Source organism: Mycobacterium sp. E2989, assembly GCF_001667595.1.
In the GTDB taxonomy this organism is placed as follows: Bacteria; Actinomycetota; Actinomycetes; order Mycobacteriales; family Mycobacteriaceae; genus Mycobacterium.
Genome location: NZ_LZJX01000138.1, coordinates 21767 through 39231, shown reverse-complemented (window position 1 = coordinate 39231; position 17465 = coordinate 21767). Strand labels below are relative to the sequence as shown.

At 65.1% G+C, this 17465-nt stretch carries 12 protein-coding genes; 7 read left to right on the top strand and 5 right to left on the bottom strand.

What is annotated here, in order from left to right; all coding sequences use genetic code 11:
• Positions 1-124: 124 nt before the first annotated feature.
• The 6 genes from A5680_RS24470 (at position 125) to A5680_RS24445 (ending at position 7210) form a co-directional block, all read left to right on the top strand.
• Positions 125-1042 (top strand): sulfotransferase family protein, encoded by a 918-nt coding sequence (locus tag A5680_RS24470; protein ID WP_046183088.1) that lies wholly within the window; start codon positions 125-127, stop codon positions 1040-1042.
• Between the two features lie 183 nt (positions 1043-1225).
• Entirely contained in the window at positions 1226-2335 is a 1110-nt protein-coding gene (locus A5680_RS24465) for an NAD(P)-dependent oxidoreductase (RefSeq protein ID WP_067824135.1), read from the top strand.
• 515 nt (positions 2336-2850) lie between these two features.
• Complete coding sequence (locus A5680_RS24460) at positions 2851-3654, top strand: TylF/MycF/NovP-related O-methyltransferase (RefSeq protein WP_046183086.1); 804 nt, start codon at positions 2851-2853, stop codon at positions 3652-3654.
• A 167-nt stretch (positions 3655-3821) separates the two neighbouring features.
• Positions 3822-5090: a glycosyltransferase gene (locus A5680_RS24455; RefSeq protein ID WP_067824132.1), complete on the top strand. Its 1269-nt coding sequence runs from the start codon at positions 3822-3824 to the stop codon at positions 5088-5090.
• Between the two features lie 119 nt (positions 5091-5209).
• Complete coding sequence (locus tag A5680_RS24450) at positions 5210-6211, top strand: class I SAM-dependent methyltransferase (RefSeq protein ID WP_369808535.1); 1002 nt, start codon at positions 5210-5212, stop codon at positions 6209-6211.
• Between the two features lie 210 nt (positions 6212-6421).
• The gene (locus A5680_RS24445; RefSeq protein WP_141224761.1) at positions 6422-7210 is read left to right on the top strand and encodes a class I SAM-dependent methyltransferase; all 789 of its coding nucleotides are present in this window, start codon (positions 6422-6424) and stop codon (positions 7208-7210) included.
• Positions 7211-7222: 12 nt separating this feature from the next.
• Here the strand turns inward: A5680_RS24445 and A5680_RS24440 are convergent, their stop codons facing one another.
• The 5 genes from A5680_RS24440 to A5680_RS24420 all read right to left on the bottom strand — a co-directional run bounded on the left by A5680_RS24440 (position 7223) and on the right by A5680_RS24420 (position 16350).
• Complete coding sequence (locus A5680_RS24440) at positions 7223-8446, bottom strand: class I SAM-dependent methyltransferase (RefSeq protein WP_067824129.1); 1224 nt, start codon at positions 8444-8446, stop codon at positions 7223-7225.
• A gap of 208 nt (positions 8447-8654) precedes the next feature.
• On the bottom strand, positions 8655-9923 hold the full coding sequence (locus tag A5680_RS24435; protein ID WP_067824126.1) for a glycosyltransferase: 1269 nt from the start codon (positions 9921-9923) through the stop codon (positions 8655-8657).
• Between the two features lie 117 nt (positions 9924-10040).
• Entirely contained in the window at positions 10041-12959 is a 2919-nt protein-coding gene (locus A5680_RS24430) for an RND family transporter (protein ID WP_067824123.1), read from the bottom strand.
• An 83-nt stretch (positions 12960-13042) separates the two neighbouring features.
• The gene (locus A5680_RS24425) at positions 13043-15934 is read right to left on the bottom strand and encodes an RND family transporter (RefSeq protein WP_067824120.1); all 2892 of its coding nucleotides are present in this window, start codon (positions 15932-15934) and stop codon (positions 13043-13045) included.
• Entirely contained in the window at positions 15931-16350 is a 420-nt protein-coding gene (locus A5680_RS24420; protein ID WP_067824256.1) for an MmpS family protein, read from the bottom strand. Before A5680_RS24420 ends, A5680_RS24425 begins: the two co-directional genes overlap by 4 nt.
• Before the next feature lie 867 nt (positions 16351-17217).
• On the opposite strand from A5680_RS24420, the gene A5680_RS24415 reads away from it, so the two are divergent.
• On the top strand, positions 17218-17448 hold the full coding sequence (locus tag A5680_RS24415) for an MbtH family protein (RefSeq protein ID WP_046186970.1): 231 nt from the start codon (positions 17218-17220) through the stop codon (positions 17446-17448).
• Positions 17449-17465: the final 17 nt, after the last annotated feature.

The following is a 17465-nucleotide window of genomic DNA, read 5'->3' as shown; positions in this document are numbered from 1 at the left end:
TAACGATGGATGGTGGACAGTGCTGAGCGGTATCACAAAAAACGTCAGTCGCAGGGGCCAGGCAACCGGCAAGAGGGCCTTGAACGGGAGTGCAACCCGGCCGATCGCCATCTTCGTCCTGGGTATGGGGAGATCCGGAACGTCCGCCCTCACCCGGGTGCTCTCGCTGTGCGGTGCCACGCTTCCCGTCGGGATGATGGGGGCCGACGAAGGCAACCAGCGTGGCTATTGGGAACCGCGCGAATCCCTGTTGCTCAACCGGGCAATTCTGGAACGTCACGGCAGCGCTTGGTGGGACCCTTCGCTGCGCGTGCTCGAGGAAGGCGAATTCAGCGCCAAAGAGAAGGCCTCTTGCATGGTTGACATCCAGTCGTATGTCAACAAGCTGCCGGCCGCCCCGCTGGTGGTCATCAAGGACCTGCAGATCAATGTGCTCGCCGACATGTGGTTCGAGGCCGCGCGCAAGGCCGGCTTCGACATCGCCGTGGTGATCGCGGTGCGCCACCCGCAGGAGGTGGTCCCGTCGATGGGACGCCTCGCCGGGGCGTCGCCGGAGCTGGTGAGCGCATTATGGCTCAAGGGCAACCTGGTGTCCGAACGCCAGACGCGCGGCCTGCCGCGGGTGTTCGTCGAGTACACCAACCTCCTCGACGATTGGCGCCGGGAAATGAAGCGGATTTCCACGGCGCTCGGCATCGATCTCGTCGCCGAGGACGAGGCGGCCGTCGACGAGTTCCTGTCGCCGGACCTTCGGCGCAATCGCGACTGCGACGGTCCGCCCACGGATCGCTTCGGCACCGACTGGATGTCGGTGGTCTACCGCGCGATGCACGCCGCCGCCGCGGACGAGCCCTGGGACGAGGCCGAGTTGGATCGCGTTTTCGAGGCCTATCGGGCGAGCGAACACGATTTCCGGACGGCGTTCGACAACGCCCGCGGTTACTCCAACAGCACGCTGGTTCGGCTGCTCAGGCCTTCCGTCATGAAGCCCATCCTCGAGGTCGTCGCCATGGCGCACCGACGCAGGGGATCTTGGGCCTAACCGCCGTCCACCGCAGCGCTCAATCGCGCCTTCGATCGCCGTCGCGCGCCCCTGACACCTATCCGGGCAATCCAGCTTTCGCCGAGCGGGCCCCCGATATGATCGACCGGATCGCACCTCGGCAGGCGTGCCGGTCAAACTTTTCCGCACTCAACTGGGAGGCGCCGGCTCTTGTCATCGTCCGTGCTCATCACCGGAGGCGCAGGCTTCATCGGTTCCGCGCTTGCGCACCGCCTGGTCAAAGTTGGTTGTGACGTCGCCGTCATGGACGTTCTGCTCCCACAGGTGCACGACGGGCGCGCGATCGACCTTCCGCCGTCCGTGCGGTTCTTCACCGGCGATGTCACGCACGCGCCCGACTGGGACGCCGTGCTCAGGTTGTTCCGGCCCACCCAGGTCGTCCATCTGGCGGCCGAAACCGGGACCGCTCAGTCGCTCACCGAGGCGACGCGCCACGGCGCGGTGAATGTCGTGGGCACCACCCAGATGCTGGACGCGCTGGGCCGCAAGGGACTGGTGCCCGAGCAGTTCGTCCTGGCGTCGTCCAGGGCGGTCTACGGCGAGGGCGCGTGGCAGTCCGGCGGTGAGGTCTTTTATCCGCCGCCGCGCAGCCATGCGCAGCTGGTGGCCGGCATCTGGGATCCGCCGGGGCCCGCGGGCGAACCGGCGGTGCCGCTTCCGAGCTCCGCGGGCCGAACGGAGCCGCGGCCCACCAACGTCTACGGGGCGACGAAGCTCGCGCAAGAGCACCTGCTGGCCGCCTGGGCGGCCGCGCACGACACCAATCTCAGCGTGTTGCGTCTGCAGAATGCCTTCGGGCCGGGTCAGCCGCTGAGCAATCCGTACACCGGTGTCGTGCCGTTCTTCGCGCGGTTGTCGCGGGAGGGACGCGCGTCGGAGGTGTACGAGGACGGGCGAATCGTGCGCGACCTGGTCTTCATCGACGACGTGGTGGATGCCGTTTTCGCCGCGGTTCAGCAGCCCGCCAAGGGTTCCCGTTGCCTCGACATCGGGTCGGGAATCGGGACGACCATTCATGAGCTGGCCAGGAAGATCGCCGCGGCGTTCGACGCGCCGGAACCGGTGCTGGTCCCCAAGTTCCGCGATGGCGACGTCCGCGCCGCGAGTTGCGACATCCAGCCGGCGATGGACGAGCTCGGTTGGCGCCCGAAGTGGACGCTCGACGACGGTCTGCGTGTGCTGCTCGAGTGGATCGGCAGCCTCCCCGAGTCCGGCCCCGCGGCGAGCGACAGCGTCGGTGGCCGGCCGGTCGAGCACGCCGGCCATCGCTAAAAGCGATCGGCCATTAACTACATGGTTAATTTCGGGCACTCGCGATCGGGCTCGAATGTGAGCAACGCGCCGCCAAAAGCCGTGGTGCGGTAGCATTCCAGCCCGGTACTGTCGAGGCATCACATCGCGTATCGCGGCCGCACGCCGGCTTCGCGAATCGCGAAGTTTTCCCCCGTGTGACGCATGTTGAAGAAGGGCGAGTGAGCGCAGCAGCATGACCTAGGCTTACGCAGGCGACAGGTGCCGCGCCGCGACCGATCGCAGCACGCCGATCACCAGAACCCAAGTGCAGGAATGGGTTTGCTCCTCGGGGTGGCGGACGAATGGCGAAATTGGGTCGGCCACCGGCCGTTCCGCTGGACGTGCCGAATGCGCCTAATGGCCGAGAAACCCACGTGAGCAAACAACCATCCGCTTGGCGGATCCGATTCCAGAAAACTCGAAACGTACTAGAGGCGCCGATAGGCGGCTAGGCTCAACATCGGGAGTATTGAAATGCGAGACAGGGGGCAATCTTGACTGTGACCGACCGCGATACCCGGTCTGCGTACCTCGACCTGCTCCGACGCGACTTGACCAGATACGGCTCAGATGAACTGGTGCCAGTCCGGTGGTATCGCATCGGGCGGCCGATTCTCAATACCGGCAGCTACATGCTCGTCCGTAAGCGTCCGTTCGATCAGCAAGCGCGAGAGTTGGGCCAGGACTGGCCCGCGGATGCGCTGACGATGATCGGGATGAAGCGCCTTACCAGCCTGCAACATTGCGTCGAGACGGTGCTGACCGAGGACATTCCCGGCGACTTGGTCGAATGCGGCGTGTGGCGCGGAGGGGCTTCCATCCTGATGCGCGCGGTGCTCTCGGCCTACGGCGACGAGGCGCGCCGCGTATGGGTGTGCGATTCCTTCGCCGGCGTACCGCCGCCGGACCCGGCCAACTACAAGGCGGACGCGGGCATCAACCTGCACCGTGCGGCCAACATCCTCGCGATACCGGAAGCGGAGGTCCGGGCCAACTTCGCGCGCTACGGGCTGCTGGACGACCAGGTTCGTTTCCTTCCCGGCTGGTTCAAGGACACGCTGAACGACGCCCCCATCGATCAAATCGCCGTCCTGCGGCTCGACGGCGACCTCTACGAATCGACGATCCAGGCGCTCGACGCGCTCTACCCGCGGCTGTCGCCCGGGGGCTTCTGCATCATCGACGACTACCACGCCCTCGACGCGTGCCGGCAGGCCACCACGGACTACCGGACCAAGCACGGCATCACCGCGGAGATCCAGGAGATCGACGGCACGGGCGTGCTCTGGCGCAAGTGAGGGCAACCCGCCCGGGGCGCCGCACCGGAGCGCGCTGACGCTCCGCGCGCGGTATCGCCGCGCGCACGCGGAGGATCGAAGCCGCCCCCGGCACCGGAGAACCGGCCATAATGACCGGTGCCCCTGCCGCCGCCGGTGCGCACGTCAAGTGAAAGGCTTGGTTCGCGATGAAGTTTGTGCTGGCCTGCTATGGAACTCGAGGCGACATCGAGCCTTCCGTCGTCGTCGGTCGCGAACTCCTGCGCAGGGGCCATGACGTGCGGATGGCGGTGCCGCCCGACCTGATCGGCTTCGCCGAGGCGGCCGGTCTCCCGGCGGCCGCGTATGGGCTAGAGACCCAGCTGTGGCTGGACGTGTACCGCAATTTCTGGACGTCTTTCTTCGGCGCGTTCTGGAAGGTCCGGGAGCTGCGCGGGTTGTGGCGCGAGATGTGGGACCTCAGCGACCAATGCTGGGGCCACATGACGACGACGCTGACGTCGCTGGCCGACGGGGCCGACCTGTTGCTGGTCGGGCAGAGTTACCAGGAGCCCGCCGCCAACGTCGCCGAGTACTACGACATCCCGTTGGCCACGCTGCACCACGCCCCGATGCGGCCCAACGGCCAGCTGGTCTCGATCCTGCCGCCCCCGTTGGGTCGGTCGGCCATGATGGCGTTCGACTGGTTGGCCTGGCGCCTGAACAAGAAGCCCGAGGATGCCCAGCGGCGCGAACTCGGCCTGCCGAAGGCGAAGGGTCCCTCGCCGGCGCGCATCGCCCGACGGGGGGCGATGGAAATCCAGGCCTACGACGAGGCGTGTTTTCCGGGGTTGGCCGCCGAATGGGCGAAGTGGGACGGCCAGCGGCCGTTCGTCGGGGCGCTGACGATGGAGCTGACCACCGAACTCGACGACGACGTCGCCTCGTGGATCGCGGCGGGATCACCGCCGATTTGCTTCGGCTTCGGCAGCATGCCGGTGGCGTCGCCGGCCGAGACGGTCCAGATGATCGCCTCCGCCTGCGGCGAGCTGGGGGAGCGGGCGTTGCTCTGCGCCGGTTCGAGCGACTACAGCGACGTGCCGAGCTTCGACCACGTCAAGGTGGTGGGGGCGGTGAATTACGCGAAGATCTTCCCCGCCTGCCACGCGGTGGTCCACCACGGCGGCTCGGGCACCACGGCCGCCAGCCTGCGTGCCGGCGTTCCCACGTTGATTCTTTCGATGGACGTCAACCAAACCCTGTGGGGCGGTCAGGTCAAGCGATTGAAGGTGGGCACCACTCGGCGATTTTCGGCCACCACGCGGAAATCACTGGTGACGGACCTGCGACGCATTCTCGCGCCGGATTACGTCGCCCGTGCCCGCGAGATCGCCACCCGGATGACGAGTCCCAGCGAAAGCGTCGCGAAGGCCGCGGACCTCGCGGAAAATTTCGCCAGCCTGAGGCGTTATGCCTGATCAGCGCTGGCGGCTGAGTCGGGGATCGGCCCCGCCGGTCGAGTCTCGCAGATCGCCAACGGACCCCGGGTCGTGGCGGTATCGTTTCTGGCGTCGAAAACTTCATGGGGAAGGGCGAAGTGAGCGAAGTTAACAAACCGTGCCAACTATGTGGATCGAATGGTCCGCACGAAATTGTTCCCGTTCGGGAGATGTATTTCGGGACCCGAGAAGTATTCGATTACTTCGTCTGCGCCGAGTGCGGCACATTGCAGATCGCGAAAGTGCTTGAGGGTGAAGAACTCATGCGCTTTTACCCCTCGGACTATTACTCCTACAAAGTCGCGCCGCAGCCCAAGCTGTTCCAATGGCTGACCGCGCAGGAGGACCGCCATGACCTGCACGCCGGCGGCCGCCTGGTCGGTACGCTCGTCTCGGCGCTGCCGCCCGGGCTGCGCAGCCTGATCGGAACGCACGACGCCAGCGGCGACGTCGTCAAAATGCTTGGCGAGCTAGGGGTTTCGCTCGACGCGCGGGTTCTGGACGTGGGGTGTGGTGGCGGCGCGCTGCTCGACCGGTTGGCCAGGGCCGGATTCACGAACCTGTCCGGCGCCGACCCGTTCATCGAGGCCGACGGCAAGACGGCCCTCGGGGTTCCCCTGGCGAAGCGGGACCTGGACGAGATGACCGGTGAGTTCGACGTCATCATGTTCAACCATTCGCTCGAACACGTCCCGGACCTGACCGCCACGCTGAAGGCGGCGCACGAGAGGCTGGCCCCCACGGGCTTGTGCCTGGTCCGGCTGCCGACCACCTCGTCCGAAGTCTGGGACACCTACCGGGCCAACTGGATGAACATCGATGCGCCCAAGCACATTTGCATACCGTCCCGCAAGGGTATGGCGGTGGCGGCCGACAGGGCCGGGCTGCGGGTCGAGAAGGCCATCGACGATCAGAGCTCGGGGTCGTTCATCGGAAGCGAGGCGAACCGCCGCGACATCGCGCTGACCGAAATGACCAGCCTTGGGGCCATGGTTCGGATGTTCGGGGTCAGGCAGCTCTTGAACTGGGAGAAGCGCGCGGTGGCGCTGAACCGCCAGGGCCGGGGTGACCAGACCGGGTTCGTCCTGCGGGTCAAGTAAGGAAGCGGCGATTCTGGCGAGCGGCGCGAACCTCCTTGCGGGATTCGTTGTGCCACTGGGGTTCACGCTTCGGCCATCGTGCCGTGCTTCCGACGCGGCGTCCGGCCGCTGATGGCAACGCGTGCTGTGAAGGGGGGCGGCCGCCGCCGCTCCGGCCAACCCGCCGCGTTCCCGGGTAGGCCAACGGATCCCGATGCTATCGTTTCCGCCGTGGCAAACAGGCTGTCGACCGGCGCTCGCATCCGGCTATGGATGGTGGGCAAGGAGTATGGGCTCGCGCGCAAGCTTTTTCCGAAGGCGTACGCCAGCGACGCGTTGTTCAGTTTCCACCGCCACGCGTTCATGGAGGATCCGGCGTTCCAGCGCGCCTACGAGCGCGGTGCGCGCGCCCTGGGCGGCCAGGACTGGTACCAGTGGCATTGGCGCGCGCACATCGGTTTGTGGGCGGCGACCAACGCCAGCCGGCTCGACGGTGATTTCGTGGAGTGCGGCGTCAGTTACGGGTTCTTGAGCAGCGCCATCATGGAGTATCTCGACTGGGATCGACTGGGCAAGACCTTTTATCTGCTCGACACTTTCGCCGGAATCGATCCGCGTTACGTCACCGCCGACGAACGCCGGGGCGGCGCGCTGGAGCGGAGCGAGCAGCAGCTTCGCAACGGCATGTACGTCAGCGGGGTCGAGGGTGTGCGGGCCAACTTCGCGCAATGGAAGAACCAACGCATCATCGTCGGGCCGGTCCCGGAGACGCTCGACCAGGTCGAGGCGCGCACGGTGGCCTTCCTGCACATCGACATGAACTGTGCCCCACCGGAGGTCGCGGCGCTGCGGTTCTTCTGGCCGCGGCTCTCGCCCGGCGCCTTCGTGCTGCTGGACGACTACGCCTACCACGGGCACGAAGAGCAGCGCCTGGCCATGGACGCCCTGGCGGGCGAATTGGGCGTGCCGATCTGCACTTTGCCCACCGGCCAGGGCCTGCTGATCAAACCTGCGCAGTGAGCCGGCGGCGCATCAGACGATATGGACCTTGGGCGAGTACAGGATCCAGCGCCCGCCCTTTTCGTGGAAGGCTTGTTCCTTCGCCATGATCTCGTCGGCGTGGTTCCACGCGAACAGCAGCGCGTAGTCCGGGTAGGGGTGGGAGAAGACTTCCGGCGGGCACACCGGGACCTTTGAGCCCGGTGTCAGCCGGCCCTGCTTCTCCGGGGTCGAATCGCACACCATCGGAAGCAGTTCCGAGTCGATGTGGCAATAGTTCATGACCGTGGCGCTGCGCGACGTGGCGCCGTACCCGACGACTCGCCGGCCGTCGGACCGCAGATCGCGCAGCAGGGTCACCAGGTCCTTGCGGATGCGGTTGATGTCCTCGGAGAATTGGACGAACGTCGCCTCCTCGGCGATCCCGTCGGCCTTTTCCTGGGCCAGGAATTCCGCCACGGCGGGGCTGGGCTGCCGGTTGCCCGCGCGGGCGACGGTGTAGCGGATGGAACCGCCGTGCAGGGGGAGGTGTTCGACGTCAACCAATTCCAGGCCGAAGCGCGCCGCCAACGCCTGCACCGAGCGGACGGAGAACAGATAGAAGTGCTCGTCGTAGATCTGGTCGAAGTAGACGCACCGCAGGATGTCGGCGAGGTAGCGGTCCTCGAACACGAACAGCCCGTCCGGCGCCAGCAGCAGCTCCGCCCCGCGGAAGATCGAGTCCAGGTAAGAGATGTGACTGATCGTGTTCGCCGAAAAGATCAGGCTTGCCGGGCCTTCCTTCTCGCGGATGTCGGCCGCGGTCGACTCGTCGAAGAAATCCGTGCGGACCCGGGCGCCGTGCGCGCGGGCGACGTCGCCCGCCCCGGCGGCCGGGTCGACGCCCAGGTGCCGCACCCCGGCGTCGCTGAGGGTCTTCAGCATGACGCCGTCGTTGCTGCCGATTTCGACGACGAACCGGTTCTCATCGTCGGGGATTACGCTGATGATCCACCTGGCGACGTCCTCGAAATGCTTGCGAATCACCGCGGATCCCGACGCGCGGTACGGGTAGTCCGCGCGAAACATCTGGCTGGGCGGAACCTCGTCTAGTTGCTGCACCATCGTGCACGACGTGCAGAGGCCCACCACGAGCCGAAAAAACGGCACCTTGGCGGTCTCTTCGGGTTTCACGAAGGCATTCGAGACTGGCTGGCGTCCGAGGTCGAGTACCTCACGGAGATCACCGCCGCAGACGCGGCAACTACGCTGAGTCAATACTTCCCCCTCACACTGTCAGGCCCACCCGCATCCAGGAATCCCGGACCAGTACTTAGGTTCATGAGCCTAGCCCCCAAGTTATGCCGTTAGCACCCTTCTGAGGTTTCCAGGAAGCCATTCTGTCAACGTTTGCCGAATCTGTACCCTGTTTCGCCAGTTGAAACCCAATCGGTCGATAGGGGAAATAGACGGCGTGCGGCGTGCCTTAACGCGGCCGGCCGGCCATCGCTTCGAAGAGGTCGGCGGCCATGGCGGCGCTTTCGCTGGGCTTGGTCATCCGGGTGGCGATCTCGCGGGCCCGGGTGGCGTAGGACGGGGTAAGGGTTTGCCGCAGGTCTGCCACCAGGGATTTGCTGGTGGTCTTCGAGAAGCGCCGGGCCGTACCGACTTCCAGTCGCTTGACCTGGGCCCCCCAGTAGGGCTGATCCGCCGAGCTCCAGAGGATCAACGTCGGAACTCCGGCGCGCAGGCTGGCGGCCGTGGTGCCCGATCCGCCATGGTGGACGACCGCGCGGCAGGCGGGGAAGACGGCCGCGTAATTGACGGGGCCGACCACCTTGACGTGGTCGAAGTGCGGGACTTCGCTGAAATCCGACCCGCCGGCGCAGATCAGTGCGCGTTCGCCCAATTGCGTGCAGGCGGTGCTGATCATCTCGACCATCTCGGTGGGGGATTCGACCGGGATGCTGCCGCTGGCGAAGCAAATCGGCGGTGTTCCCGCGGCTATCCACGAGGCGACCTCATCGTCGGTGTCGGTCGTCATCTCCATGGTCAGGGCGCCGACAAAGGGCCGGCGGCCGTCCCATTTCGACCATTCCCGCGCCAGCCCGGGAAAGCACACGTCGTCGTAGCCCTGGATTTCCAGGGATCGGCGTTCGGCGATCCGGCGGGGCGCCGGACGGGTCGCCCGCGGCAGGCCCAATTCGCGGCGCTGCGCGTTCTCGACGTCCTTCGTCGAGCGCCAGAACAGCCAATCGACCAGCGTCATGGTGGAGCGGACCACGGGCGCCGGAATGGTCGGCACGAGCTGCCCGTTGGGCCGCATGGGGAAGTGGTGCATGGTGGCGAACGGAATGTCGTAGTACTCAGCAACATTCGCGGCGGCCTGCTCGAAATTGAGGCCGCTGGAAAGCATGTCGGCGCCGTCCGCCAGCGACAGCAGCGCGCCGTTGATGTCGTCCCAATAGCGGATGATCGGGTCCCAGACCTTGAGCACCAGCCTGATCGGATCGCGGATCTTCCACGCGTTGCGGAAGAAATCCGTCCACATGTTGCGCAGAAACTGCTCGTCGAGGAAGTCATGCACTTCCGGGCCGTAGGGGACCGCCGTCAGCCCGGCGGTCTCGGCGAAGCCGACGAGTTCGGGGGGCACCCCCAGGCGCACCTCGTGCCCCCTGCGGAGCAGCTCCCGGCCGACCGCCACCGAAGGCTCGACATCGCCGCGAGTTCCGTAGCAGGCCAGGGCAAACTTCATTGCGGTCCTAGGTTTCGGGCGTCCAGATCGACTTGCAGGGATATCGGTCATTATCTCTGGATCACCGGTGCCGGTTGCGGTTTTGGCGGCAGCGGCGGCCGGGCGGGCGACACCCGCCTAGCGGGACGGCCTCGAGACCGGGATCTCCGCCGTCGGCGTTTCGTCGTAGTCGGATTCACGGTGCAGCAGCGAGCGCACCAACGGGCGCGGCCCCTCGGACCGAAGCATCCGGCTGGCCGGGCGCGGACGCACCACCTGTGGCCACCAGAACCAGCGCCCCAGCAGGGCGGCGATGGTGGGTGTCATGAACGACCGCACCACCAGGGTGTCGAACAACAGCCCGAGGCCGATGGTGGTACCCACCTGACCGATGATTCGCAGGTCGCTCGCCACCATCGAGGCCATGGTGAACGCGAACACCAAGCCCGCGTTCGTCACGACCTTGCCGGTGCCGCCCATTGCCCGGATGATGCCCGTCCGGATTCCGCCGCCGATCTCCTCTTTCATCCGGGACACCAGCAGCAGGTTGTAGTCAGACCCAACCGCCAACAGGACGATCACCGACATCGGCAGCACCATCCAGTGCAGCTTGACGCCCAGCACGTACTGCCAGATGAGCACCGACATGCCGAACGAGGCGCCCAGCGAAACTGCGACCGTGCCCACAATCACCAAGGCGGCCACGAAACTTCGCGTGATGATGAGCATGATGATGAAAATCAGGCAGAGCGCACCCACCCCGGCGATGAACAGGTCGTATTGGGATCCGTCCCGGAAATCCTTGAAAGTCGACGCCGTCCCGGCAATGTAGATCTTGGCGCTCTCCAGCGGGGTCGTCTTCAGCGCCTCCTCGGCCGCCGTGCGGATCTGGTTTATCCGCCCCACGCCCTCCGGCGTGGCGGGGTCGCCCCGGTGCGAAATGATGAACCGCGCCGCCTTCCCGTCCGGGGACAAGAAGTTGGCCATCGCCTTCTTGAAGTCGGCGTTGTTGAAGATCTCGGGCGGCAGATAGAAGGAATCGTCGTTCTTGGCCGCGTCGAACGCCTCGCCCATGGCCATGGCGTCCTTGCTGTTACTGGTCATCTGCCCGATGACGCCCGACATGGTGCTGTAGTTGGTCAGCAGCATCGCCTTCATGTCCTCGGCCATGGCGATCATCGGCGGATATTGCGCGAGCAGCTCCGGCATCAGCCGATCCATGTGGTCGAGGTCGACGAGGAGATCCTTGAGTTTGTCGCTCAAAATGTCTACGCCGTCAAAGGTTTCGAAGATGGCGCGCAGCGACCAACAGATCGGGATGTCGTAGCAGTGCCGTTCCCAGTAGAAATAGCTGCGGATGGGCCGGAAGAAGTCCTCGAAATTCGCCATGTCGTCGCGCAACTCGTTGACGATGACCGTCATCTCGTGGGTCTTCATGATCGAGTCATGCGTGATGCCGGTGAGTTTCTTCTGCAATTCGTACAGGCGCTTCATCGTCGCGATCTGCTGGCCGATCAAATCTGCTTGCGCGAGCATGTCTTTCGTGCGGGCCTGGACGTATCTGATGTCCTGACTCATCGTCGCGTTCTGCATGCTCAGCAGGAACGGGATCGAGGTGTGCTGGATCGGCGTCCCCTCGGGGCGGGTGATGCCCTGCACGCGCGAGATCCCCTTGACGTTGAAGATGCCCTTGGCCAGGCGGTGCAGCACAAGGAAATCCGCGGGATTTCGCATGTCGTGGTCGGCTTCGATCATGAGGATCTCCGGCATCATCCGCGACTGGGAGAAGTGGCGGTCGGCGGCCGCATAGCCGACGTTTGCCGGGATGTCGCGGGGGATGTACAGCCGGTCGTTGTAGCTGGTCTTGTAGCCGGGCAGCGTGACCAGACCGACCAATGCGATGGCGATGGTCGCGACGAGGATGGGCAGGGGCCAGCGGACGATCGCGGTGCCGATCCGGCGCCACCGGCCGAAGCCGATCTGGCGCGCGGGGTCGAACAGGCCGAAGCCGCTGCCGAGCGTCAGCACCGCCGGCACCAGCGTCAGCGCGATCACGACCGAAGCGAACATGCCCACCGCACAGGGCACACCGATGGTCTGGAAGATGGGCATCCGCGTGAAACTCAGGCACAACATCGCGCCGGCGATCGTCAAACCGGACCCCAAGACGACCGGGGCCACCCCCTGATAGGTGGTGTAGAACGCGGTTTCGCGGTCATCGCCGGCCTGCCGCGCCTCCTGGTACCGGCCGAAGAAGAAGATCCCGTAGTCCGTGCCGGCGGCCATCGCGAGCGCCACCAGCAGGTTGATGGCAAACGTGGACAGCTGAACCACGCCGTTGTCGCCGAGGAAGGCGATGATCCCGCGGGCGGCGAAGACCTCGATCCCGACCGTCAACAGCAACATGATCACGGTCGTGATCGAGCGGTAAACGAACATCAGGACGGCGAAGATGATGACGGCGCCGATCAGCGTCATCTTCAGGATGGAGCGGTCACCACTGCTCTGCATGTCCGAAATCAGTGCGGCCGGACCGGTGACATAGGCCTTGAGCCCGGGGGGCGGCGGATTCTTCGCGATGATCTGCCGGACCGCGGCGATCGAGTCCTGGCCCAGGGTGGTGCCCTGGTTGCCGGCGAGGTTCAACTGGACGTAAACGGCCTTGCCGTCCGGGCTTTGCGCGCCCGCCGCGGTGAGCCGATCGCCCCACAGATCCTGCACGTGCTCGATGTGCTTGGGGTCGGCCTTGAGCTCCCGGACCAAATGGTCGTAATACTCATGTGCGTCGTCACCGAGCTGCGACTGCCCCTCCAGCACGAGCATCGCGAAGCTGTCCGAGTCCGACTCTTTGAAGTCCCGCCCCATGCGCTGCATCGCCTGTACGGCCGGCGCATCCTGCGGGGCCAACGGAACGGAATGCTCCCGACCGACGGTCTCCAGCCACGGCACGAACAGGGTGACCACCAGCGTCAGGCCCACCCACGCGAGGATGATCGGCACCGCGAGCCGGCGGATCGACCGCGCGACGACGGGGTGCCGGGTCCGTTCGGTGGTCATGCGGACCCCAAACGGCCGCTGCTGTCCTGCGTCACGATGTTCCCCACGATTGCGCCGTCCCGTTACTCAACTGGACCCGCCGCTCAGAGCGGCTGCTTCAGCAACAGGGAACGAACCAACGGGCGGGGACCGGTCGGCCGCAGCATGGAACTGGCCGGGCGGGGACGCACCTGTTGCGGCCACCAGAACCAGCGTCCGAGCAACGCGGCGACCGACGGCGTCATGAACGCGCGGACGATCAGCGTGTCGAACAGCAGGCCCATACCGATGGTGGTACCGACCTGACCGATGCTGCGCAGGTCGCTCGCCACCATCGAGGCCATGGTGAACGCGAACACCAAGCCCGCGTTGGTCACGACCTTTCCGGTACCGGCCATCGCGCGAATGATGCCGGTGTTGATGCCGGCGGCGATCTCCTCCTTCATTCGTGAGACGAGAAGCAGGTTGTAGTCAGACCCGACCGCTAGCAGCACGATCACCGAGGTGGATAGCACGGTCCAGTGCAACTGGATGTGCAGAATGTCCTGCCAGACGAGCACCGCCAGACCGAATGAGGCTCCCAGCGAAAGCAATACCGTGCCGACGATGACCATGGCGGCGATGAAACTTCGCGTCATGATCAGCATGATGATGAAGATCAGGCAGAGCGCGGAGACCCCGGCGATCAGCAGGTCGAATTTCGAACCGTCCACCAAGTCCTTGGTGATCGATGCGGTGCCGGTGAGATAGATCTTTGAATTCTCCAGCGGCGTGCCCTTGAGCGACTCCTCGGCCGCCGTCTTTATCGCCTCGACACGCGAGAGCCCCTCGGGCGTCGCCGGGTCACCGCGTTGCGAGATGAGCAGGCGAACGTCCTTGCCGTCCGGTGACAGGAACACGCTCATGATCCGCTTGAAGGCGTCCGAGCCGTTGATGATGCCCGGCGGCAGGTAGAAGGAGTCGTCGTTGCGGGACGCGTCGAAGGCCTGCCCCATGGCGCTGGGGTCCTTGGCGCTCGAATCCATCTGTCCCATCACGCCGGACATGGTGCTGTGCATGGTCAGCATCATGGTGCGCATGCTCTGCATGGTCTCGATCATCGGCGGGATCTGCATCACCAGTTGCGGCAGCAGCGCGTCGAGCTGATCGAGGTTGCCGACCAGATCGCGCAACTTGTCGTTGACCTCGTCAACGCCGTCGATCGCGTCGAAGATGGATCGGAACGAGAAGCAGATCGGGATGTCGTAGCAGTGCCGCTCCCAATAGAAGTAGCTGCGGACCGGTCGGAAGAAGTCCTCGAAGTCCGAGATGTGGTCGCGCAATTCGCTTGTGATTTCCTGCATTTCGTGCGTCTTGGCGACCATCTGATGAGTCGTGGCGACCAGCTCGCGCATCAGGTCCAGCATGTGCTGCATGACGGCGATCATCTTGCCCATCTCGTTGGCCTGCTTGAGCATGTCGTCCATGCGGTCCTTCTGGAACGCCATGTTCTGCAGCTGGCTGGCCTGCCCCATGCTGACGATCCAGGGAATCGTCGTGTGCTGAAGCGGTACCCCCTCGGGGCGGGTGACGGTCTGCACCGACGCGATGCCCGGGACCGCGAGCACGCCCTTGGCGAGCTTGTTGATCACCAGCATGTCGGCCGGATTGCGCAAATCGTGATCGGTCTCGACCAAGAGGATCTCGGGCATCGCCATCCGCGACCCGGGGAAGTGCCGCTCGGCGGCCGCAAACCCCACGTTCGCGGGAATGCTTGCGGGAATGAACTTTTGGTCGTCGTAGCTGGGCCGGTAGTTCGGCAGCGTCAGCAACCCGATGAGCGCGACGGCCATCGTTGCGATGAGAATCGGCGCGGGCCACCGGACGATGGCCGTGCCGATCCGGCGCCAACGGTGCACCGTGATCGCCCGCTTGGGCTCGAACAGCCCGAAGCGGCCGCCCGCGGCGATCAGCGCCGGACCCAGCGTCAAAGCCACGAGTACGGCGATCGAGATGCCGACGGCGCAGGGAATGCCGAGGGGCTGGAAATAGGGCAACCGGGTGAAGCTGAGGCACAGGACGGCCCCGGCAATGGTCAGGCCCGAGGCCAGGACCACCTTGGCCACGCTGGCGTAGGTGGTGAAGAAGGCCATTTCCCGGCTTTCACCGGCCCATCGCGCCTCTTGATATCGGCCGACGAAAAATATTCCGTAGTCCGTTCCCGTGGCAATCACCGCGGCCACCAATAGGTTGACGGCGAAGGTGGTAAGGCCGACGATGCCCAAATGGCCCAGTAATGCGACCATTCCGCGGGCGATCTGCAATTCCAGCCCGACTATCAATAGCAGAAGAACCACGGTGACGACCGACCGATAGACCAGCAGCAGGGTAATGAAGATGACCGCCAGGCTCACCAGGGTGACCAGCGCGACGGTCTTCTGCCCGGCGATGTTCATGTCGGCGATGATCGGCGCGGGACCGGTGACGTAGACCTTGAGACCCGGCGGCGGGTCCGCCTGCTGCACGATCTTGCGGATCGCCGCCACGGACTGGTCGCCGGCGCTGCCGCCCTGGATGCCGTTGAGGTTCACCTGCACATAGGCGGCCTTGCCGTCGGCGCTTTGCGCGGCGCCCCTGGTGAGCGGGTCGCCCCAGAAATTCTGGACGTGCTGGACGTGCTGGTGATCGGCTTCCAACTGCTTGACGAGCCGGTCGTAATACAGGTGCGCATCGTCGCCGAGGGGCTGCTGACCCTCCAGCAGGATCATGGCCAGAGCGCCGGTGTTGGTTTCCTTGAAATCGGTGCCCAGGCGTTCCATCGCCTTGAACGACGGCGCGCCGATCGGATTCAGCGGTACGGCGCGTTCTTGCTCGACCTGCTCCAGGGACGGAACGCCGATGCTGATGAGGACGGCGATCGCCAGCCATCCCAAAATGATCGGCACGGAGAATCGGCGGATCATCCGTGCGAAGAATGGCGGAGACGTCGGTTCCGTCGCCAAATCCCGGTTACTCATGTCGCCGTCAGCACGCAATAGGTGAAGGCATTCATCTCGTTCGAGATCCTCTCGGCTTTGACCACGCCGTCCACGAGTATACGGCAACCGAGACTTTCGCTATCGCCTTGTGCCACAACGTTTCCCACGATGGATGGGAGGTTGGTGGCGATGTCGAAGGTCCACGGGAGGGGTATTCCGTTGATGTGCTGCGGCTCGCCGTTGGCGTCGAAATAGCTGATGTCGGCCGTGGTCCCGGGAGGGCCGAAAACCTCGTACTTCACGTGCTTGGGGTTAAACGGTTTGGTGTCTTGCTGTCGGGTGTCGGCATAAGACGGGCGCTTTTCCGATCCGAAAATTCCGTGCAGGCGCGAAACGGTCAAACCGCCGGCCGCGACGACCGCCACGATGACCAACGGAATCCACGCATGCTTCAGGAATTGCAGAAGCACCGGTTCCTGGCTTCTCCGGTTCTCCCGCGGAATGGTGCGCCGTCCGGTCGCGTCGGCTGACGATCGGCGACCAAAGAGCAGAAAACGGCGTCGACCACTAGGCGGTTGGCTAATGTCGCGGCCTTTCGTGATGGCGATATCGGGCCGGGCCCGCACGTCGGGTTCGACCACCGCACCCCCTTCTACCCCATTCGGACGTCTCTTGCCATATCCGCCGGCCCGGACAAACTGTTACATGGCGATCGCGACGCCGGCCTGCGGCACATCGAACGCGGTGTACGTCGCAGCCTAGTCGTTCTTCGGTACCTCGTACGAGCCCTGCCCCCCGGCGGGCGTGACCAGTGTCTTCATGAGTAAACCACGCCGATCCTCTCCGTATCGGGCCTTCGATGAGGAGATACGGGATCGTAATGCATACCGCGTGCGTAACGCACGTCGACCGCCGGCCGGACGGGTCCCACACGGGCGCCCCGACGGACCTCCGGGCGGCCCGCGGCCGGGTGGGCCCCCAGGCCCGCTTCCGCGGCGCCGCCGGCGTCGTCGCGGGCCCCCCGCGTGGTGATTTTCCCGGCGGCTTTCGGGTCGGTAGGCTGAGCGACGACAAGCACCCACAATTGCATCGTCCTCGAAGGCCGAGCCAGCCCAATCGCGAGCCGCATCGGTAAGCCATTGTCGCAGCTCACAGCAGCCAACGGCGGCAGCTGCGCAGCCTGCACCAGCCCAATTTTTAGGCAGCGTTAAGAGCCTGAGAGGTCGCACGGGGAACTTTGTCCAAACCTCGGACGCACGGTGGTGCCTCCAGTATGGTTTGGAACCGTTCCACTCGTGTCAACTAGACGTCTCTGGAGAATTGTGAGCATCAACCCGTTCGACGACGACAACGGTAGTTTTTACGTCTTGGTAAACGACGAGGAGCAACACAGCCTGTGGCCGGCCTTCGCCGACGTTCCCGCCGGCTGGCGAGTGGTGTACGGGGAGACGGACCGGGCCGCGTGCCTGGAGTACATCGAACAGAACTGGCCCGACATTCGGCCAAAGAGCCTGCGGGACAAGCTCGCAACGGGCCGGGGTTTTGAGCAGTAACGAGTCGGGGTATGGGG